This window comes from Nocardia sp. NPDC005998 (genome assembly GCF_040614395.1).
Classification (GTDB): Bacteria; Actinomycetota; Actinomycetes; order Mycobacteriales; family Mycobacteriaceae; genus Nocardia.
The window spans coordinates 97,988-116,886 of record NZ_JBEXUI010000001.1 but is presented as its reverse complement, the minus strand read 5'-3'; the positions used below and the strand labels follow the sequence as shown (position 1 = coordinate 116,886).

Sequence of the window (18,899 nt, the reverse complement as noted above, 5' to 3'; positions counted from 1 at the left end):
CAGGCCTGCCCGGGTTCAGTCTGGGTCGGGAGGATGACCTGGGTGTCGAGCAGTTCGCTGAACGCCTCGCCGGTAGCCCAACGATGTTGGCCTGGCCAGGTGTCCCAGCGCTTTGTCGTTGTGGTGATTTGCGGATGTTATCGGCTAGAGGCGTATCGCCGTACGGACGAGGTCGGCGACGGCTTTGGATCTGCTGTGTGGTGGCCAGGCAATGACGGTCGTGACGGCCGGTGCGTCCGGCACCGGCACGATCGCATACGAGTCGCTCAGCTGGGCTCGGAGCGACTCGGGCATAACCGCGCACGCCCGTCCGAGCGCGATCAGCTGGGTCAACTGGGTATGGTCGCGAACCTGCGGGCCGGGGCCGTCCGGATAACTTCCATCCCGTCGCGGCCAGCGCGGCAGCGGCAGGTCCGTCAGGGCGTTGACCTCGGCCATGGACACGTGCGGTCGGTCGGCGAGGGGGTGCCCCGCGGGCAGGACCACGATCTGCTGTTCGGTGTGCAGGTCCTCGGTGTCGAATCCCGCCGTCGTGTCGTAGGGCCGGTGGAGCAGAGCGACGTCGGCACTTCCGTTGCGGAGCAGGCTTTCCGGTTCGCCGGGCCCGCACAGTGCCACCTCGACGGCGACAGCGCCGGGCTCGGCGGCGTAGGCGTCCAGCAGCTTCGACAACAGTTCGCTCGACGCTCCCGCCTTGATGGCCAGCACTAGACCGGGCCGGTCGGCAGCGGCGCGGCGGGTGCGGCGCTCGGCGGCTTCGACCGCTTCGAGAGCGAGCCGGGCCTCCCGCAACAGCACCGACCCGGCTTCGGTCAACGTGATTGCACGGGAACTACGTTGCAGCAGAACGACTCCGAGCCGCCGTTCCAGCTGCTGGATCGCCCGCGACAGCGGCGGTTGCGCCATCGTGAGCCGTTGTGCCGCCCGCCCGAAGTGCAACTCCTCGGCGACAGCGACGAAGTATCGCAACTCCCGCGTCTCCACCATGGCATCGTATCCGGCGCCTACCACGATCGATACCCGCACGGTATCGCCGCCCACCCGATCGGTCTTGGCCGCCCCACCCGAGTCCGCCGCATGATCGACGGCGTGAGTGAACAGACAATCGCGCTGGTGACCGGCGCAAACAAGGGAATCGGATACGAGATCGCGGCGGGCCTGGGCGCCCTCGGCTGGCGAGTCGGTGTGGGCGCGAGGGATCGGCAACGCCGCGAGACCGCGGTGGAGAAGTTGCGGGCGGCCGGGACCGATGCGTTCGGCGTCCCGCTCGACGTGACCGACGACGCGAGTGTGGCCGCGGCAGCCGAATTGATCGCCGACCATGCCGGAGGGCTCGATGTTCTGGTCAACAACGCCGCGATCACCGGCGGTATGCCGCAGACACCGACCACGCTCGATCCCGCGACCGTGCGAGCTGTCGTGGAAACCAACGTGATCGGCGTCATCCGGGTCACCAACGCGATGCTGCCGATGCTGCGCGCCTCGGCCTCACCGCGGATCGTCAACATGTCCAGCAGCGTCGGCTCGCTCGCCCTGCAAACCACGCCCGGCATCGACATGGGCCCGGTTCCCGCCGCCTACTTGGCCTCGAAGACCTTCCTCAACGCCCTCGCTATCCAATACGTCAAGGAACTGGGTGATACCAACATCCTGATCAACTCCGGCTGTCCCGGTTTCACCGCCACCGACCTCAACGGCTTTCGCGGCGTCCGTACACCGCAACAGGGTGCGGCCATCGCAATTCACCTCGCGACCCTGCCCGACGACGGACCGACCGGCGGATTCTTCGACGACGCCGGAACGGTGCCCTGGTGACGGGCACACCGGTGCCCACCATTCCCGTTCCCGAAGTCGGCCGCGCCTGGCGCGCCGAAGGAGAAGCAAGACAATGACAAAGGCAGTCAGGTACGACGAATTCGGCGGAATCGACGTCCTGCGGATCGACGAGGTCGACCGCCCCGTGCCCGAGGAAGGGCAGGTCCTCGTGCAGGTGAGAGCGGCAGGCATCAACCCCGGTGAGGCGGCATTACGCACCGGCGCGATGACGGACATCTTTCCCTCGACCTTTCCCTCCGGGCAGGGCAGCGATCTCGCCGGAGTCGTCGTCGAGATCGGCGCCGGAGCCGACCGATTCTCGCCCGGCGACGAGGTGATCGGATTCTCCGAGAAGCGAGCCGCCCAGGCCGAGCTGGTCCTCGTCGACGTCGACAACCTCACCCCCAAACCGACGAACGTCCCATGGGAGGTGGCGGGCGGCCTATACATCGCCGGCGTGACTGCATGGGGGGCAGTGCATTCCGTACAGCTCGAGAAGGGCGAGAGCGTTGTCGTCTCCGGAGCAGCCGGAGGAGTCGGCTCGTTCGCCGTTCAGCTCGCGCGCCGTGCCGGAGCCACGGTCATCGGCCTGGCCAGCGAGGGCAACCACGAGTGGCTGCACAGCCACGGCGTGATCCCCGTCGCATACGGTGACGGCGTTATGGACCGGCTCGAGGCCGCCGCACCGGGCGGCGTCCATGCCTTCATCGACACCTACGGCGGCGGGTACGTCGAACTGGCCCTCGCTCTCGGCGTCGCAATCGAACGGATCGACACCATCGTCGATTTCGCAGCAGCCGCAAAGTATGGGGTCAAGACCGAACCCGGGCCCAACGGCAGGGCGGGCGCCGAGGTACTCGCCGAACTGGCCGCCCTGATCGCCGACGGACACCTCGAAGTCCCGATCGCGAACATCTACCCGTTGACGCAGGTTCGTCAGGCCTACACCGAACTCGAACGCCGACACACCCACGGCAAAATCGTGCTGAGACCCTAGCCGGCACCAGAGCTGGCGGGGCTGCTTGATCGGGTGTTCGCGCAATGCGGGCTTGTGGGCCTAACGTGGCACAACCGCAGTATCCGACACGGAACGGGTCACCCGTGCCGCAACTGTTCCACATAGCGGGGGTTGACCGGGACGGTTCGCGGAACACCTCTACGGAACAGTCGCGAGCTGGGGCGACAGCCGTCGCGCGGGGTGTTCCGGTGGCCGATCGGCTGACGGAACACCCTGGTATGCCCCTCCAGGCAGCGGTGCGAATGTGAGATCCGTTATCTACCAACCACTTATGTTCTAGTCGCCCGATATTCGGCGGATGCTGCGGCACTCCTATTCGGTGAGAGTGTCGTCGACGATGGTGTTCAAGTGTGCCGAGAGGTCGTCGACGAGGCGGCCGAGCAGGTGGACGAGGTCGCGCTGGTCGGATTCGGACCATCCGGCGAGGGCTTGGTCGAACCAGTCGTTGATGACGTGCAGGTAGCGACCGATCAGCGTCTCGCCATCCGGGGTGAGGGTGATCAGGCGGGCCCGTTGGTCGTCGGGGTCCGGGACACGCTGGATGAGTCGGCGCCGCTCGAGGCCGTTGAGCTGGCGGGTGACGTGCGGGCCGACGACCTGCATCCGTTCGGCGATCTCCCCGACCCGTAGCGGGCGGTCGGCGGATTCGAGGATCACCAGGATTGTCACCGCGGGCCGTTCCAGGCTGATTCCGGCTGCGGCTGTGGCGGTTTCGAACAGCTGCCCGCGGCCCAGCGTGTTGCTCACCTGTGCCATGCGAGGTAGCAGTCCCTGCAATGCATCGTTGTCGCTGCTCATCCACCCACCTTGATTAGCTACCTAAGTTAGGTATATTGTACCCACATCCCGATCGGCCACCCCGGAGGGCGTGTCATCCAATAATAGATACCTAAGGTAGGTAGAAGAATGCAGCGTGATGTTGTTTCGACTGATGTCCTCATCGTCGGTGCCGGGCCGACCGGGCTGACCCTGGCGATCGACCTGGCCCGCCGGGGCGTCGACTTCCGGATCATCGAGCGCGCTGCCGCGGCGAGTACCGCATCGCGGGCGAAGACGATTCAGCCGCGGGCGCTCGAGGTCGTCGACGATCTCGGCGTGATCGATCGGGTGCTGGAGCTGGGCAGGGTGCATGTGCCGACGCGGCACTACGACCGTGACCGTGCGGTTTCCGAGGCAGTGGAGGCCGCGGTGGGTATGCCCGATCCGGGGGTGCCGTACGCGCCGGTCTGGCTGTCGCAGCCGTTGTTCGAGCAGGTCCTGCGCGACCGGCTCACCGAGCTCGGCGGCGGGGTCGAGTGGGGGACAGCGGTGACGGCCCTCGCGCAGACGGGCGACACTGTCGAGGCGACCGTGTCGACGGCGAGCGGTGATCGGCGGGTGTGCGCCCGCTTTGTCGTCGGCTGCGATGGTGGGCGTAGCGCGGTGCGGGAGCAGATCGGCGTCGCCCTCGACGGCACGTCCTATGGTGATCACCGTTGGTGGCTCGGCGACGTACGTATCGAGGGCCTGGACAGGTACTGCCAGCACGTGTGGATGAGTCCCGAGCGCGGGATCTTGTCGCTGTTCCCACTTCCCAGTACCGATGTCTGGCAGTTCCAGGCGTCGGTTCCCGCCGATGACCCCGCCCCGGTGACGCCGACGCTGGACCTGTTCCGTCGGCTGTTCACCGAACACGCCGGACTGCCCGAGGTCGGCATCGAAGACGCGGGCTGGTTGTCGCTGTATCGGATCAACGTCTGCCTGGCCGACCGGTACCGCGTGGGCCGGGTATTCCTCGCCGGCGATGCCGCCCATATCCATTCGCCCGCAGGTGGGCAGGGCATGAATACCGGCATCCAGGACGCCTACAACCTCGGCTGGAAACTCGCCACCGTCCTCGATGGTGCTGACGAAACCTTGCTGGACACATACGAACTCGAACGCCGCCCGGTCGCGCAGGCGGTCCTCGACGACAGCACCTCTCGCATGCACGCGCTCATGCGTTCCGCGCGCACCGGTGATGGCGCATCGGCGATCGGCAGGCTGACCGACAATTTCACCACCGGACTCACCATCGCCTACCCCGACAGCCCCCTCACCAGACCGGGGTCGGGCAACGCTCGCGTTCGCGCGGGCGACCGAGCTCCGGACGCTGTCGGCGTCGACGTCTCGGCCGGCTACGAGGTGCGGGTATTCGATCTGCTGCGCGGCCCGCACTGGACCCTGCTCAGCTTCGACCACGGCGCCACTGTTCACCGAACCGGTGCCGACAACCCGCTGGCCACCGCGCCGCGGACGATCCGGATCACCACCGACCACACCGCAACAGGTCCCGACACGATGATCGACACCGACGGCCGTGCCCACCGCAACTACGACATCACCGGCGACACCACGGTGCTCATCCGGCCTGACGGGTACATCGCTGCCGTGTCGGGTCCTGATGCCTCGATCCAACCGACAATCCACTCGGCGCCAAGTTCGCCAAGCGGTTCGGCAACGCCAGCCTGGTGATCATCCAGTCGGTGCTGCCCAGGGCCAACGTCGGACACCACGCCGGCTCGGTCTGATCTTCCAGGTACCGGGCGCGGAAGGCTCCCTCATGGGCGTAGATCAGGTCGTGCTCGAGGGCGTGAACGGACTCGCCCTTGTTGAGCGGCAGGCGATCCTGCGCCGATAATCAGGATCCGACCGGCTTCGGTTGAAAACGTCTGCCCAGGAGCATTATTCGTGGCTCGGAGCAGATCTGCGGCGGTGGTCCGGATAGCCGACCCGCGCCACGAACCTGTCGCGTTTGTCAGAGAAGCGAACACATCCACACGGCCAGGACGTCTCACGCAGTCCGAACGTGCGGTTCGCATACCGTACACAAACGAAATCCGCAGGTCTGTGAACTGCGGATTTCGAACGAGTGGAGCTAAGGGGAATCGAACCCCTGACCTTCTCGATGCGAACGAGACGCGCTACCAACTGCGCTATAGCCCCGTGCGGCTCCGGGGAACCGCGCTGTGACACTGTATCAGGCGGGGTGGGCAGACTCCGAATCGTGTGGCTGAGCTGGGCAGATGCGAGGGAGAGTGCTCGACCGGACGCGGTGTCCGGATCGGGCGACCGGATGATCAGGCACCTGCGGCTCGGCGCATATCGCCGCCGTGGCCGCGGCGCAGGGCGCGGGCGGTGGCGGCATCGAAGGTTTCCAGGTGCTCGAACATGGGGTCTTCGTCATCGGACTCGATGAGGGCGGAGCGGCGGCGCAGGGCGCGGGCGGTGTCGCGGTCCATGACACGCTGTTGGGCGCGCCGCTCGGCTTCGCGTTCCTCTTCGACATGCTCGCCGCGGCTGCGGGCCAGCCGGGCGAGGCGACGGCGCCGGATCTCCTCTTCCATGCGCACCTGCTTGCGTAGGTAGGCGAGGTAGGTCACCAGGACGAGCGCGGAGCCACCACAGCCCCACCAGAACAGTGGGCTGAGTGCCACCGAGAGTCCGCCGAAGGTGACGGCGGCCAGGATCAGGCCGAGTACCGCGCGCTGACGGAAGGTGTAGCGGGCCGCGCGCGCGATGGCGTCGGCCTCGGGGTCGAAGCCACCGCGGCCACGCCGAGTGGGCACGAAATCCGAATCGTCGGAATCGGATTCGTCGAGACGAGCGGGTGGCGCCGTCCGGGCCGAGGGAATCCGGGCACCGGTCGTTTCGGTGTGCTCTGCCGCCACCAGGTCATCATCGGCCGTCGCACGTTGCTTCGCAGCCGTTCGGGCCGTTGCGATCTCGGCATCGTCGGAATCGATGCGGTCGAGTTCGCCAGCAGCGCCGTCGAATTCACCGTCCACATCGTCGTATTCGTCACGGTCCGCATCGTCGTATTCGTCACGGTCCGCATCGTCGTATTCGTCACCGTCCGCATCGTCGCATTCGTCCTCGGCGGGGTCGAACTCGTCGACTTCACCTTCCCTGTCGTCGATTTCGGTATCGGATACCGCCGACGTGGCTTCGGGCGGGTCGGCCGTGGCATCGTCGTCCTCGGTGACCTGCTCGTCGGCCGGTGTCGTCATCCGGTCCTCCGCATCATCGCTGTGGGATAGCTTTCTCTGCACTCGGGTCGGGCGGTAGTCCGGATCACTGTCATGTCCGGCGGCGGGTCCACTCTTCGCGCGCCGCTTGGAACCTCCGCGGTGCAATACGCGGGTTGCCAACGCCGCGTCGGTAGTCTGCCTGATCCTGGGATGCCGGTCGGCGAGGATCGGGAACAGCACGAAGACCCAGAGCACGACCAAGCCAATCCACAGGATCGAATTCGGCATCTCGCCTCAGCACCTCCGTCCCCGCCGCATCGTCTGTTCGACCGGGCCGCACCGCGCCCCGTCGCGGTGCGTTCGCTCGCCGCAAAACGCCTCGGACGGGCGGACGTCCGGTCGCCGCGGGGCGTATTCGGCACTGGTCACCGAGCGCCTCACAGCTCATCCTTTCGAGCGACCTGCAAGCCAATCGCTACGGTCACTGCCGGTGGCGCAGGACGCACCTCCGACGTCCGTAGGTTAATTCGGTGTCGCACCAAGTTCGGTCAGGCGCGCCGTGCACATACGCCACACCTGTCACATTCCCACCATTATTGCCGCGCGTCGCGACCGCCGGGCGCGTCGAAAACGGTACGGACGTGCCGGCATCCGGCAGTCAGGGCAAGGTGGCCCGCCCGTCGCGCACCAGCCGGTCCACGACGGTGCCCGCCACCTCCTCGACGGTGATGCCGACCAGCAGGTGGTCCCGCCAGGCACCGTCCACATCGAGGTAGCGCTTCAGCAGACCCTCCTCGCGGAAACCGACATTGCGCAGAACCGCTTGGCTGGCCAGGTTTTCCGGCCGCACCGTCGCCTCCACCCGATGCAATCCGACGGGCCCGAAGCAGTGGTCGAGCCCGAGCGCCAGCGCCGCCGTCGCCACCCCCTGACCGCCCAAATCCTTGGCCACCCAATAGCCGATCCACGCCGAACGCAGGGCGCCACGCACGATATTGCCGACGGTCAGTTGGCCGCTGAAGGCACCGTCGACCTCGATCACGAGCGGAATCATCGCGCCGCGTCTGGCCTCGGCCTTCAGACTCGACCACAGCGACGGCCAGTTCGACGCATGGTTGCGTGCCTCCCAGGCACCGCGCCCGGTCGGCTCCCACGGCTCCAGATGCGCCCTGTCGCGCAACCGGATCCGGCTCCACGCCGCCGCGTCGCGCAACCGCACCGGACGCAGACTGACCTCGCCCGCCGCAACCCGCACCGGTCCCAGATGCGCGGGCCATCCGGGATGCTGCGTGCCCCGGAACACGTTCATCGTCTCCACGCCTCAGCCGCGCTGTGCGAGAAATGCGACACGAACCTCGTCACCGGTCCTGATCTCAGTATCGTCCGGGTCGATCACGATCAGACTGTTCGCCTCGGCCAGCGTGGCGAGCAGATGCGACGAACCACCGGCGCCGCCGCCGAGCGGCTGCACCAGATAGTCGCCGGTGGCCTCATCGCGCATGAGTTGGGCCCGCAGATAACCCTTGCGCCCGGCGATCGAGGTGATCGGCGTGATCGTCCTGGCGCGAATGATGCGGCGCATCGGATGTCTGCGCCCCAAGGCAATTCGAATCAACGGTCGCACCATGACCTCGAAAACCACCAGTGCCCCAACGGGATTCGACGGCAGCAGGAAGGTCGGCACCTCATCGCGCCCGAGCCGCCCGAAACCCTGTACCGAGCCGGGATGCATGGCCACCCGGGCGATTTCGAGATCGCCCAGACCCTCGAGCGCCTCGCGCACCTGCTCCGAGGCCCAGCCGCCGATCGCGCCCGCGATCACCACGACCTCCGAACGCACCAGCTGCCCCTCCACCACATCGCGCAGCCGCCGTGGATCCGAACTCACGATGCCGACGCGGTTCACATCCGCGCCAGCATCGCGTGCGGCGGCGGCCAATGCATAGGAGTTGACGTCGTAGACCTGTCCGGGGCCCGGCGTGCGATCGATATCGATCAACTCGCCGCCCACCGAGATCACCGACAACCGCGGCCGCGGATGCACCAGCACCTTGTCCTGGCCGACCGCGGCGAGCAGGCCCACCTGCGCCGGACCGATAATGGTGCCCGCGCGCACCGCCACATCGCCGGGCTGCACATCGTCGCCGATGCGCCGGACATAGTCACCGGATCGCACCGGCTCGTACACCTTGATCCTGGCCCGGCCGCCATCGGTGAAGTCCAAGGGCAGCACGGCATCCGCGAGTGTCGGCAGCGGCGCACCGGTGTCGACCCGCACGGTCTGGCGCGGCTGCAATCGGATCGGCTGTTTGGATCCGGCGACCACCTCGCCGACCACCGGCAGCGTCAGGTCGACCAGTTCGTCGTCCTCATTGCGGATATCGGTACCGGCGGCGGCGACATCGACACTGCGCACCGCGTAGCCGTCGATGGCGGCCTGATCGAATCCGGGCAGGGGTCGCTCGGTGACGACATCCTCGGCGCACAGCAGGCCCTGGGCCTCGGAGATCGCGACCCGGACCGGCCGGGGCGCGACCGCCGCAGCTGTCACCTTGATCTGCTGATCCTCAACCGAGCGCATCCAGCCCTTCCTGATCTCTCCGCACCGACCCGATTCCGCTACCCGCGCAACCACGTTCCGTGCGCAAGGTGGACCATCATTCGTACCCGACGGTCCACAATCGGCGAAACCCGACGCCCGCCGCTATCAGTCGTAGGTCGTCAGCTGTGGGTCCCAGTCCGAACTGAGCCGATGCTGCAGCCACTCCCGCAGGGCGGGGCCGTATTCCTCTCGTTCCAAAGCGAAATCGACCGCAGCACGAAGATAGCCGCCCGGGTTGCCCAAATCGTGGCGCGACCCACGGTGGACCACCACATGGACCGGATGGCCCTCCTCGATGAGCAGTGCGATCGCATCGGTGAGTTGCAGTTCGCCGCCCGCGCCCGGTTCGATCCGGCGCAGCGCGTCGAAGATGGCGCGGTCCAACAGGTATCGGCCCGCGGCCGCGTAGGTCGACGGCGCGTCCGCCAGTGCCGGCTTCTCCACCATTCCGTTGACCCGCAGCACATTCGGGTTCACCGCATCGGGCACCGGCGCGACATCGAAGACACCGTAGGCGCTGACCTCATCCTTGGGAACGTCGATGGCGCACAACACAGTTCCGCCGCGCTTGCGCCGCACCCGGCTCATCACATCGAGCACCCCGCACGGCAGCACCAGATCGTCGGGCAGCAACACGGCGATGGCGTCCTCGTCCTCATCGAGGACACCCTCGGCCTGCGCGACGGCGTGTCCGAGGCCCAACGGCTCCTCCTGGACCACCGAGGTGACATCCAGCAGCGCGGGCGCCTTGCGCACCTTCTCCAGCAGATGGAATTTGCCGCGCTCGGCGAGCGTGCCCTCCAGCACCAGATCTTCGACGAAGTGGGCGACCACACCGTCCTTACCGGGCGAGGTCACGATGACCAGTCGCTCGGCACCGGAGTCGGCGGCCTCCGTCGCGACTAGCTCGATGCCGGGAGTGTCCACCACCGGCAGCAGCTCCTTGGGCACGGTCTTGGTCGCGGGCAGGAACCGCGTCCCGAGTCCGGCCGCGGGCACCACGGCCGTGCGGAAACACGAAACGACCGCGCCATTCGCGGATTGTCCCGCCATTGCTGTCATACGCCTACCCTATCCATCCATCACAGGCCCGAGGCGGCCATCACGCCGACTCGGGTCCCGGTGAGCTTAAGGTGATCACCGTGGAGATGCCCGGCGAGCGTGACAAACATGCCTGGCGTGTGGAAATTAACGCTCGACGGGCCGCGATGACCACCGCTGAGCACGAAACCGAGGCGCGTGAGCTGGCCCACAACGTCGCCGCACTGGACGTTCCCGAATGGGTGTGCGCGTATGTGCCGGTGCGCGGAGAACCCGGATCGACGGCGCTGTTGACGGCGCTGCGCGCGGCGGGCGCCCGGGTGCTGCTGCCGGTCACCGGACCGCCGGGACCGCTGCAGTGGGCCGAATTCACCGGTACCGATGACTTGCGGCGCGCCAGGTTCGGGCTGCTCGAGCCCGCGGGCGAGGTGCTCGCCGATGCGATCACGCTGGCGGAATTGATCCTGGTCCCGGCGCTGGCGGTGGACCGCCGCGGCGTCCGGCTCGGCCGGGGCGCCGGATACTACGACCGGACGCTGGCCGCGGCCCGGCCGACGGCGCGATTGATCGCGGTGGTCCGCGATGACGAACTGCTCGATCGGCTGCCCGAGGAACCGCACGATCTGCGCATGGGCTGGGCACTCACACCGCATGGTGGGCTGCATCGATTGGGTCGCGACGAGGATGCGGAATGAAATGCCGATTGGCGGTGTTGGCACTGTCGGCTGTAGAGTGCCAGATTGACGAACCCTGCGGAGGATCCAGTGCCAACTTATTCATATGCGTGCACCCAGTGTGACAACCGCTTCGACATCGTTCAGTCCTTTGCCGATGAGGCGCTGAGCGTCTGCTCGGAGTGCTCCGGGAAGCTGCGCAAGCTGTTCAATTCCGTGGGCATTGTGTTCAAGGGCAGCGGTTTCTACCGCACGGACAGCCGCGGCGGCGCATCGACCGCGAGCGAGCCTGCGAAGTCGGACGGCGGTTCCGGCAGCTCCGCATCGAGCTCGGATTCCGGTTCCTCGACCAGCTCGAGCACCGCGAGCACGGCCGTCGCCAGCTGAGTTTCACCAGGTTGAAGCAGCCCTGCGGGAGTTATCCCCAGGGCTGTTGTTATCCACAGGCAGCACTGTTTCCCGGGCGGGTCGCTGTGATTGTCGCCATAGGCTGCGGACATGGCTCCCCTGGGCATCATCCCGCTGGGCAAGACCCGCTCCTTCGCCGAACTCGGCCGCGGCAACTCCCTGCGCTGCGCATTCGGCAATCGCCCGCCATGGGCAGATGGCCTGCTCGCCCGACGCCTGCTCGCGGCGGCACTCACCACACTCGCGGTCATTCTCTTCCTGCGCGGTGATACCGGTCGTGAACGCACCGACGTTATGGTCGCCGGACGCGATCTTCCGCCGGGGCACCTATTGGAGGCGGCCGATCTGCGCTCGGCACCCCACGAATCCCGGACGCTGCCCGCGGGCGCGGTCGACGATATGGCCATCCTGGTCGGCGCGACGCTGACCGGCGCCATGCGCACCGGCGAGGTGTTCACCGATCTGCGCATCGTCGGGCCCCGGCTAGCGGCGGTCGCCACCGGCACCCGTGACGCCCGCATCGTGCCCATTCGGCTGGCCGATACCGCGGTCACGGAGATCCTGCGGGCGGGCGATCGGGTGGACGTCGTCGCCGCGGAGGAACAGAGCAGCCGGCCCGCTCGGTTGCTCGCGCTCGACGCCGCGGTCGTCCTGGTATCCGGCCCTGGCGACCGGCGCGGCACGCCCGAGCGGGTCGTACTGGTCGCGATGGACGCCGAACACGCCACCGCGGTCGCCGCGGCCTCGCTGCGCACCGCCCTGACCGTCGTTCTTCATTGACAATCGTGTAGCCGAGCATTTGCCATCAAGGTCAACTAGCATCGGTCGAATACGGCAGCCCGGACCGCCGAGCACAGCTTTTCAGCTCCCATCCGAAGAGGAGATATTGGCAATGCTCAAGGGTTTCAAGGATTTCCTACTCCGCGGAAACGTCGTCGACCTGGCGGTAGCCGTGGTGATCGGAACCGCATTCGTCGCGGTCGTCACAGCGTTCACCGATGGCATCGTCAATCCGATACTCGCCGTCTTCGACGGCAGTAATGAACTCGGCCTCGGTTTCCGATTGGTTGCCGACAAACCGGCGACCTTTGTACAGGTCGGCCCGATCATTACCGCAGCCGTCAACTTCTTGATCATCGCCGCGGTGTTGTACTTCGTGCTGGTGCTGCCCGCGACGCACGTGAAGAAGCGATTCGGCACCAAGGACACCACCCCCACCGATTCCGAGGTGCTGGTCCAGATCCGCGATCTACTCACCGATGGCCAGCGCAGCGGCGGCGGACGACACGAGTTCTGACCGAATTCTCCCACACTGCAACTCGAGCCGAATTCGGCACGGCCACGAGCAAATACAGCATTGGTTTGCGCCACAAGGCAAACGGGCCCGTCACAGCTGGTGACGGGCCCGTTCACATATTCGAGCGGAATGCTCAGCCGAGACTGAACGGCTGGCCCCACAGGGTGGTCCAGGTGATGACATTGTCGGTCTCCACCTCGACGCTGATGAAGGCACGCGCCTGCGCGTAGCCACCGCAGCCGGTCAGGCCGATGGTTTCATCGGACCAGGTGACCGAACCGCTGCCGCCCTTGAACTTATTGCGCTTCTTGTGCGCCTCATTGCCGAAGTCGTCGGCCTGCTCCTGATCGAGCACATAGAACGACTGCGCCTGCCCCGGACCGAGACTCAGGTTGGCACCGCTGGAGGCGCCGACCTTCGGCTTGACGTTATCGCCGCTCCAGTCGAGACCGCCGGTGACGCCGCCGTTCGCGCCACCGCCGTCGATATTCACCTGGCAGCCGACGATATAGCCCGGGAAGATCGCACCGTTCCAGCCATCGGTGACCTCGACCTGCGCGCTACCGGAGACCCATGCGTTGCGGTGCACCGGTGTGGATCCCATGGACGGGCTGATATTGGCCGATTCGCCGACCAGCCGGATGGTGAGAACGGTGCCGTCGGACAGTGTCTTGACGATTTGTCCGCCCGGCAGCGGAATGAAGGTGTCGGCATTGGCCGCACCGGTGGACAGCAGGCCCAGTGCCACGGCGGCGGCGCCACCGAGCCCGGCCGCGCGCACCGCAAACTTACGATCGATCATGATAGTTGTTACCCCTAGCGGATTGAGTTCGATGAGTTCGATTCGGCGAGTGGAGATTTCGAGATCCCACCGCGGTCAGCCGATGCTGAACGGCGCTCCATAGAGGGTGACCTTGGAGTAGTTGTTGCCGATGATCTCGACAACGGTGTAGGCACGCGCCTGGGCATAACCCGCGCAGCCCTGGATCTGGATCTCCGCATCCTGATACTCAACCGAGTAATGGCCCGGCTTCAGGATGTCCTTGTAATCGATCTGAACGAACTTGACCTCGCCCGGGCCGAGATTGACACCGATCGAACCACCGAGCGAACCACCCGAGAGGTTGATACTGCCGGAAACGCCCGCCGAGATCGCGTTATCGGCGATACTCACCTGACATCCGACGATATAGCCGGTGCTCAACTGCGAAGCACCGTGCGTCGAGGAGTTATTGGTACCCGGCGCTCCGGAAGCGCCATTACTCGGACCGACGGTGCCCTCGGGCGTTACGGATACATCGGCAATGGCATTGCCCGTAACCCAGACGACTCGGCCCGCACCGTTCGCGGCCAATGACGGCGAAATCAAGGCGTGTTCTCCCGTCCGGCCAACGGTCACGCCCGGACCCAACTTCTGGCCGTCCGGCAACGGCACGAAGACATCGGCGTTGGCAGCGCCGGTCGAAAGCAGGCCCATTCCCACAGCGGCGACGACACCGGCGCCCGCGATGCGGACACCTCGACGCAGACCGCTGAAGCGGTTCTTGCTCATACTTCCCCTCATCAGGTTCTAGCGGACGACCTCGGGGTACCGAGGCCGAAGACCCTTTCATGCGGACACCGCTCGATGGAAATACCTTGGCCATCAAGCGGATTGCCAACAATCTCGTCGGTGGACGATCTTGGGTGCGCACAATGTTAGTGGTTTCCGCCGAATCTCTGTGAGATTTTGCACATGTTACCGTGCGATCCGCTACGATCCGCGAATCATGGTGGGCATCAGGGGGTTTCACAACGAAAAAAGCGGGCCCGCCGCGAATGCGACGAGCCCGCTCGGGTTTTCAGCGTGCGATGCCCCTACCGATCAGCCGAGGCTGAACGGCTGGCCCCACAGGGTGGTCCAGGTGATGACGTTGTCGGTCTCCACCTCGACGCTGACGAAGGCACGCGCCTGAGCGTAACCGGCGCAGCCGGTCAGGCCGATGGTCTCATCGGCCCAGGTGACCGAGCCGCTGCCGTTCTTGAACTTGTTGCGCTTCTTGTGCGCCTCATTGCCGAAGTCGTCGGCCTGCTCGAGATCGAGCACGTAGAACGACTGCGACTGGCCGGGGCCGAGGGTGAGGTTGCCACCGCTGCTCGCGCCGACGCCCGGCTTGACGCTCTGCCCGTCGCTCCAGTCGGCGGTGCCTTCGACGCCACCGGTGGCGCCGCCACCCGCGATGTTCACCTGGCAGCCGACGGTGTAGCCCGGGAAGATCGCGCCGCTGCCGTCACCGGACACCGTGACCTGAGCGCTACCCGATACCCACGCGTTGCGGTGCAGCGGGGTGGAGCCCATGGACGGGTTGATGTTGGCGGATTCGCCGGTCAGGCTGATGGTGACGACGGTGCCGTCGGACAGCGTCTTGGTAATCGAGCCGCCCGGCAGCGGAACGAAGGTATCGGCGTTTGCGGCGCCGGTGGAGAACAGGCCAAGGGCGACAGTGGCAGCGGCGCCGACACCGGCCACCCGTGCCACGTTCTTACGGTTGATCATGCTATTTCCCTCGAGGGTTGATTCGCTTGAGCGAGAAGAATGTTCGTTGGATTCGACCGACATCAGCCGATGCTGAACGGCTGCCCGTAGAGGGTGGTCTTCGAGTAGTGGTCACCGATGATCTCGACGACGGTGTAGGCACGCGCCTGGGCGTAGCCCGCGCAGCCCTGGATCTCGATCTCGGCATCCTGGTATTCGACCGAGTAATGGCCCGGCTTCAGGATGTCCTTGTAGTCGATCTGAACGAACTTGACCTCGCCCGGGCCGAGATTGACACCGATCGAACCACCGAGCGAACCACCCGAGAGGTTGATGCTGCCGGAAACACCGGCGGAGATGGCATCGCTGGCGATGCTGACCTGGCAGCCGACGATGTAGCCGGTGCTCAGCTGCGATGCGCCGTGCGTCGAGGAGTTGTTGGTACCCGGGGCACCGGAGGCGCCATTGTTCGGGCCGACCGTGCCTTCCGGCGTAACAGCCACATCGGCGATGGCATTGCCCGAAACCCAGACCACGCGACCGGCGCCATTGGCCGCCAGCGACGGCGAGATCAGGGCGTGTTCACCAGTGCGGGTGAGGGTCACATCGGGCCCGGCCTTCTGGCCGTCCGGCAACGGCACGAAGGTATCGGCATTGGCAGCACCGGTCGAAAGCAGGCCCAAGGCCACGGCCGCGGCAGCGCCGACGCCCGCAATTCGGGCACCGCTGCGCAGGGTGCGGTTCTCGCTCATACTTCCCCTCATCAGGTTCTAACTAGTCAGCCTCGACCATCGAGGCTGGACGGTGGTCCTCTCAGGCCCAGCTCAGTTTGTGCCCCGTTTGTTGCCGATGTGTAACCGGCTGTTATTTCGGCGCAACGGTCAGTGCTGGCAACGGAACCGAGCCAGGTTCCGCCGAGTCGGCAAACGTACGTGCCGTACCCGGGCCCGCGAGGTCCAGCGGCGTGGGTGGCTCGAGGCGAGATTAAACCGACCAGTAACGGTCTGGCAACGTAAGTTTCTGTTAAGATCAATGTGATCTAGATCACACCATCTCAAATGCTCATATTGCTTGACGTGCATAAACGAGAAAGAAGCTCCAGCCGAAGCGGCACAGAAGGTGTCGGCAGTCACATCAATGCCGAAGGCAACTACGGGACAGCATCGTAGTTAAAGCTCGAGTAAATTTCAGAGTGAGGAATTCACAGTGGAAGAAGCGGCGACATCGAACCGCGATACGTGGCTGGACCGTAGATGAGTCTTCAGCCGTGATGGGGCGGCACCTGCGAGCGGAGCCAGTCGTCAGATGACGATTCGGTATCGGCACCATCACCGCGCTCGTCGCCGGTCGTTTCCGGGAGAACGTCACCGAAAATTTTTGCCAGACGCGCGGCATCCCTCGCCCGGCGTGTCGCCGGGCGAGGGTCGTCCGAGGAGTCCGTGGCAGTAATTATTCGGCCAATCCGGACAATTCGCCGATCACTCGGCTGGCGAGCGGACTCAGGGTTGCCATACCGTCGCGGACCGCCGCCCGGCTGCCCGGCAGGTTCACCACCAACGTGGAGCCGGAGACGCCAGCAAGACCGCGCGACAGACCGGCGTCGAGCGAGCCGGCGACCCGGCCCGAGGAGCGCAGTGCCTCGCTGATCCCGGGCAGTTCCCGGTCCAGCACCTGCGAGGTGGCCTCCGGCGTGACATCGCGCGGGGACATGCCGGTGCCGCCGACCGAGATGACCAGATCAACGCCGCCGATCACCGCGGTGTTCAGCGCATTGCGGATCTCCACCTCATCGGCCTGTACGGACACCGAAGCGTCCACCAGGAAACCCGCCTCGGTGAGCAGCTCGGTGACCAGCGGCCCGAGCGAGTCCACACCTCCATGCGCCGTTCGATCGTCGACGACCACCACCAGTGCACGCCCCGCCACAGGAGCATCGATTTCCATGGTGGTAACCGTAGCGTCCAGGCCGACGAGGTGGGCGTCGGCTCCCGGTCGCGCCGTCAATCCGCCCGGCAGGACGCGCATCATCGCCCACCGTCCGCGGGCGCGCCGGAGAGGGTCACCTCGACGGTCTTGGGGTTATTGCCTTGTTCATCGGTGTAGGTGACCTTCACCTTGTCTCCTGGCTGATGTGAGCGGACCGCGGCGATCAGCGCGTCACCGGAGTCGATGGTCCGGCTGTCCACCTTGGTGATGATGGACCCGGCCGGAATGCCCGCCTTGGCGGCGGGGCCGTCGGGAGTCGCCTCGAGCACCCGGGCGGCGGTGTCCTGCGGGCGCAGTTTGATGCCGATCTGGGCGTAGGTGGCATGGCCGGTCTTGATCAGTTGGTCGGCGACCCGGCGGGCCTGGTCGACCGGGATGGCGAAGCCGAGGCCGATCGAACCGCTCTGCTGACCGGTCGCCTCGCCGCCGAGGCTGGCGATCGCGGTATTGATGCCGATGAGCTTGCCGCTGCCGTCGACCAGCGCGCCACCGGAGTTGCCCGGGTTGATCGCGGCGTCGGTCTGGATCGCGTCGATGACCGGCTGCACCTGGCTCGGCGTGCCCTCACCGTTGGTGGAGACCGGGCGATTGAGCGCGGAGACGATGCCCGTGGTCACCGTGCCCGCCAAACCGAGCGGCGAGCCGATCGCGATAACCGGCTGGCCGACCGCGAGATTGGACGACGTGCCCAGTTCGATCGGGGTCAAACCGTCCTTGCCCTGCACCTTGATGACGGCCAGATCCGAGACCGGATCGGCGCCCACCAGCGTGGCGGGCGCGGTGGTGCCGTCGGCGAAGGCGACCTCCATCCTGGCATTGGCGCCACCGCCGGAGGCGACATGGTTATTGGTGAGGATCAGCCCGTCCGAGGACAGCACCACACCCGAACCCTCACCCTGGGCACGGCTGCTGGCGACCTTGATCATCACCACGCTCGGCAATACCTTCTGCGCCACCGCCTGGGTGGAACCGGCTGGCGCGTTCGTGACATTGCTGACATTGGGCTTGGGCGCGTCCAGGGCATTCGTCACCACTGCACGGCCGTTATCGGAGCGGGTGACCAGCGAGCCGACCGCGCCGCCGACCCCGCCGCTGACGAGTGCGAGCGCGACCGCGCCGACGACGAAACCGGTGCGGACCGGGCGGCGCGCGGGTTCCGGCTGCGGCTGCGCGCCGAAGGCGGCACCCGGATACGGCCCGCCGGGTGGGACCGGCGGCGCGAAGGACGGCTGAATGTACTCCGGACCCGATTCGGGGCCGGGAAAGGGCTGGGCGTACTCCGGACCCGATTCGGGGCCGGGAAAGGGCTGGGTCGGATTGTGCGACCTGCGCTGCTGCCAAATCGACGGAGGCTTTGGTGGTTGCTGGGGCACATATCCGGAGTGCGGGTACGCCTGATCCGGCTGACCCGGTTGCACGGCCGGGATCTGCTGGGTGGGATGCGGACCGGCGGCGGCATTGGAGTTATCCGGCTGCGGCGTCGCGCCTTCCTTCGAATCCTCGGTCATGTTTCTCGTATCTCCTTACGTCATCGACCAGCTTGGCGTCGACGAC

The 18,899-nt window shown here is 66.3% G+C and carries 19 protein-coding genes, 1 tRNA gene and 1 pseudogene; 7 read left to right on the top strand and 14 right to left on the bottom strand.

Annotated features, from left to right (window positions below; all coding sequences use genetic code 11):
• Positions 1-144 precede the first annotated feature (144 nt).
• Positions 145-1,041 carry a LysR family transcriptional regulator gene (locus ABZ293_RS00560; RefSeq protein WP_355176560.1) on the bottom strand — a complete coding sequence of 299 codons (897 nt, stop codon included), beginning with the start codon at positions 1,039-1,041 and terminating at the stop codon, positions 145-147.
• A gap of 48 nt (positions 1,042-1,089) precedes the next feature.
• Between ABZ293_RS00560 and ABZ293_RS00555 the strand changes: the two genes are divergently transcribed.
• Together ABZ293_RS00555 and ABZ293_RS00550 are read left to right on the top strand one after the other, a co-directional pair.
• Positions 1,090-1,815 (top strand): SDR family oxidoreductase, encoded by a 726-nt coding sequence (locus ABZ293_RS00555; protein WP_355176558.1) that lies wholly within the window; start codon positions 1,090-1,092, stop codon positions 1,813-1,815.
• A gap of 73 nt (positions 1,816-1,888) precedes the next feature.
• Entirely contained in the window at positions 1,889-2,812 is a 924-nt protein-coding gene (locus ABZ293_RS00550; protein ID WP_355176556.1) for an NADP-dependent oxidoreductase, read from the top strand.
• 333 nt (positions 2,813-3,145) lie between these two features.
• Here the strand turns inward: ABZ293_RS00550 and ABZ293_RS00545 are convergent, their stop codons facing one another.
• Complete coding sequence (locus ABZ293_RS00545; protein WP_355176554.1) at positions 3,146-3,631, bottom strand: MarR family transcriptional regulator; 486 nt, start codon at positions 3,629-3,631, stop codon at positions 3,146-3,148.
• 108 nt (positions 3,632-3,739) lie between these two features.
• On the opposite strand from ABZ293_RS00545, the gene ABZ293_RS00540 reads away from it, so the two are divergent.
• Positions 3,740-5,326 (top strand): FAD-dependent oxidoreductase, encoded by a 1,587-nt coding sequence (locus tag ABZ293_RS00540; RefSeq protein WP_355176552.1) that lies wholly within the window; start codon positions 3,740-3,742, stop codon positions 5,324-5,326.
• A 22-nt stretch (positions 5,327-5,348) separates the two neighbouring features.
• On the opposite strand, the pseudogene ABZ293_RS00535 reads toward ABZ293_RS00540, so the two are convergent.
• The 6 genes and pseudogenes from ABZ293_RS00535 to ABZ293_RS00510 all read right to left on the bottom strand — a co-directional run.
• Positions 5,349-5,503 (bottom strand): annotated as a pseudogene (locus ABZ293_RS00535) (Tn3 family transposase); the annotation flags it as partial.
• Between the two features lie 221 nt (positions 5,504-5,724).
• A tRNA-Ala gene (locus ABZ293_RS00530) sits at positions 5,725-5,797 on the bottom strand.
• A gap of 134 nt (positions 5,798-5,931) precedes the next feature.
• A complete protein-coding gene (gene glpR / locus ABZ293_RS00525; RefSeq protein WP_355176550.1) occupies positions 5,932-7,110 on the bottom strand; it encodes a gephyrin-like molybdotransferase receptor GlpR in 1,179 nt (392 codons plus the stop codon).
• 370 nt (positions 7,111-7,480) lie between these two features.
• Positions 7,481-8,131 (bottom strand): GNAT family protein, encoded by a 651-nt coding sequence (locus ABZ293_RS00520; RefSeq protein ID WP_355176548.1) that lies wholly within the window; start codon positions 8,129-8,131, stop codon positions 7,481-7,483.
• 12 nt (positions 8,132-8,143) lie between these two features.
• Positions 8,144-9,403 (bottom strand): gephyrin-like molybdotransferase Glp, encoded by a 1,260-nt coding sequence (gene glp / locus ABZ293_RS00515; RefSeq protein WP_355176546.1) that lies wholly within the window; start codon positions 9,401-9,403, stop codon positions 8,144-8,146.
• Positions 9,404-9,529: 126 nt separating this feature from the next.
• Complete coding sequence (locus tag ABZ293_RS00510; RefSeq protein WP_355176544.1) at positions 9,530-10,486, bottom strand: UTP--glucose-1-phosphate uridylyltransferase; 957 nt, start codon at positions 10,484-10,486, stop codon at positions 9,530-9,532.
• 86 nt (positions 10,487-10,572) lie between these two features.
• Here ABZ293_RS00510 and ABZ293_RS00505 point away from each other — a divergent pair, with 86 nt between their 5' ends.
• The 4 genes from ABZ293_RS00505 (at position 10,573) to mscL (ending at position 12,844) form a co-directional block, all read left to right on the top strand.
• Positions 10,573-11,160 carry a 5-formyltetrahydrofolate cyclo-ligase gene (locus tag ABZ293_RS00505; RefSeq protein WP_355177109.1) on the top strand — a complete coding sequence of 196 codons (588 nt, stop codon included), beginning with the start codon at positions 10,573-10,575 and terminating at the stop codon, positions 11,158-11,160.
• A 69-nt stretch (positions 11,161-11,229) separates the two neighbouring features.
• Positions 11,230-11,526, top strand: a complete 297-nt coding sequence (locus ABZ293_RS00500) for an FmdB family zinc ribbon protein (protein WP_355176542.1) — start codon at positions 11,230-11,232, stop codon at positions 11,524-11,526.
• Positions 11,527-11,637: 111 nt separating this feature from the next.
• Complete coding sequence (locus ABZ293_RS00495; protein WP_355176540.1) at positions 11,638-12,327, top strand: SAF domain-containing protein; 690 nt, start codon at positions 11,638-11,640, stop codon at positions 12,325-12,327.
• Between the two features lie 112 nt (positions 12,328-12,439).
• Positions 12,440-12,844, top strand: a complete 405-nt coding sequence (gene mscL, locus ABZ293_RS00490; RefSeq protein WP_355176538.1) for a large conductance mechanosensitive channel protein MscL — start codon at positions 12,440-12,442, stop codon at positions 12,842-12,844.
• 133 nt (positions 12,845-12,977) lie between these two features.
• Here mscL and ABZ293_RS00485 read toward each other — a convergent pair whose 3' ends face one another.
• The 6 genes from ABZ293_RS00485 to ABZ293_RS00460 form a co-directional block, all read right to left on the bottom strand.
• Entirely contained in the window at positions 12,978-13,646 is a 669-nt protein-coding gene (locus ABZ293_RS00485) for an MspA family porin (RefSeq protein WP_355176536.1), read from the bottom strand.
• Positions 13,647-13,721: 75 nt separating this feature from the next.
• Positions 13,722-14,396: an MspA family porin gene (locus ABZ293_RS00480; protein WP_355176534.1), complete on the bottom strand. Its 675-nt coding sequence runs from the start codon at positions 14,394-14,396 to the stop codon at positions 13,722-13,724.
• Between the two features lie 312 nt (positions 14,397-14,708).
• The gene (locus ABZ293_RS00475) at positions 14,709-15,380 is read right to left on the bottom strand and encodes an MspA family porin (RefSeq protein WP_355176532.1); all 672 of its coding nucleotides are present in this window, start codon (positions 15,378-15,380) and stop codon (positions 14,709-14,711) included.
• Positions 15,381-15,442: 62 nt separating this feature from the next.
• Positions 15,443-16,111 carry an MspA family porin gene (locus ABZ293_RS00470; protein ID WP_355176530.1) on the bottom strand — a complete coding sequence of 223 codons (669 nt, stop codon included), beginning with the start codon at positions 16,109-16,111 and terminating at the stop codon, positions 15,443-15,445.
• Positions 16,112-16,808: 697 nt separating this feature from the next.
• Positions 16,809-17,303, bottom strand: coding sequence for a MogA/MoaB family molybdenum cofactor biosynthesis protein (locus ABZ293_RS00465; RefSeq protein WP_354958381.1), 495 nt, complete (start codon positions 17,301-17,303; stop codon positions 16,809-16,811).
• Between the two features lie 80 nt (positions 17,304-17,383).
• On the bottom strand, positions 17,384-18,853 hold the full coding sequence (locus ABZ293_RS00460) for a trypsin-like peptidase domain-containing protein (RefSeq protein ID WP_355176528.1): 1,470 nt from the start codon (positions 18,851-18,853) through the stop codon (positions 17,384-17,386).
• Positions 18,854-18,899 lie beyond the last annotated feature (46 nt).

What these genes read in the sequence shown, in the direction of transcription:
- ABZ293_RS00505 (WP_355177109.1), top strand. Translation starts at nt 10,573, where the DNA reads ATGCCCGGCGAGCGTGACAAACATGCCTGGCGTGTGGAAATTAACGCT.
- ABZ293_RS00470 (WP_355176530.1), bottom strand. Translation starts at nt 16,111, where the DNA reads ATGAGCGAGAACCGCACCCTGCGCAGCGGTGCCCGAATTGCGGGCGTC.
- ABZ293_RS00520 (WP_355176548.1), bottom strand. Translation starts at nt 8,131, where the DNA reads ATGAACGTGTTCCGGGGCACGCAGCATCCCGGATGGCCCGCGCATCTG.
- ABZ293_RS00540 (WP_355176552.1), top strand. Translation starts at nt 3,740, where the DNA reads ATGCAGCGTGATGTTGTTTCGACTGATGTCCTCATCGTCGGTGCCGGG.
- ABZ293_RS00485 (WP_355176536.1), bottom strand. Translation starts at nt 13,646, where the DNA reads ATGATCGATCGTAAGTTTGCGGTGCGCGCGGCCGGGCTCGGTGGCGCC.
- ABZ293_RS00460 (WP_355176528.1), bottom strand. Translation starts at nt 18,853, where the DNA reads ATGACCGAGGATTCGAAGGAAGGCGCGACGCCGCAGCCGGATAACTCC.
- ABZ293_RS00465 (WP_354958381.1), bottom strand. Translation starts at nt 17,303, where the DNA reads ATGGAAATCGATGCTCCTGTGGCGGGGCGTGCACTGGTGGTGGTCGTC.
- ABZ293_RS00545 (WP_355176554.1), bottom strand. Translation starts at nt 3,631, where the DNA reads ATGAGCAGCGACAACGATGCATTGCAGGGACTGCTACCTCGCATGGCA.
- ABZ293_RS00495 (WP_355176540.1), top strand. Translation starts at nt 11,638, where the DNA reads ATGGCTCCCCTGGGCATCATCCCGCTGGGCAAGACCCGCTCCTTCGCC.
- ABZ293_RS00510 (WP_355176544.1), bottom strand. Translation starts at nt 10,486, where the DNA reads ATGACAGCAATGGCGGGACAATCCGCGAATGGCGCGGTCGTTTCGTGT.
- ABZ293_RS00550 (WP_355176556.1), top strand. Translation starts at nt 1,889, where the DNA reads ATGACAAAGGCAGTCAGGTACGACGAATTCGGCGGAATCGACGTCCTG.
- glpR (WP_355176550.1), bottom strand. Translation starts at nt 7,110, where the DNA reads ATGCCGAATTCGATCCTGTGGATTGGCTTGGTCGTGCTCTGGGTCTTC.
- ABZ293_RS00480 (WP_355176534.1), bottom strand. Translation starts at nt 14,396, where the DNA reads ATGAGCAAGAACCGCTTCAGCGGTCTGCGTCGAGGTGTCCGCATCGCG.
- mscL (WP_355176538.1), top strand. Translation starts at nt 12,440, where the DNA reads ATGCTCAAGGGTTTCAAGGATTTCCTACTCCGCGGAAACGTCGTCGAC.
- ABZ293_RS00475 (WP_355176532.1), bottom strand. Translation starts at nt 15,380, where the DNA reads ATGATCAACCGTAAGAACGTGGCACGGGTGGCCGGTGTCGGCGCCGCT.
- glp (WP_355176546.1), bottom strand. Translation starts at nt 9,403, where the DNA reads ATGCGCTCGGTTGAGGATCAGCAGATCAAGGTGACAGCTGCGGCGGTC.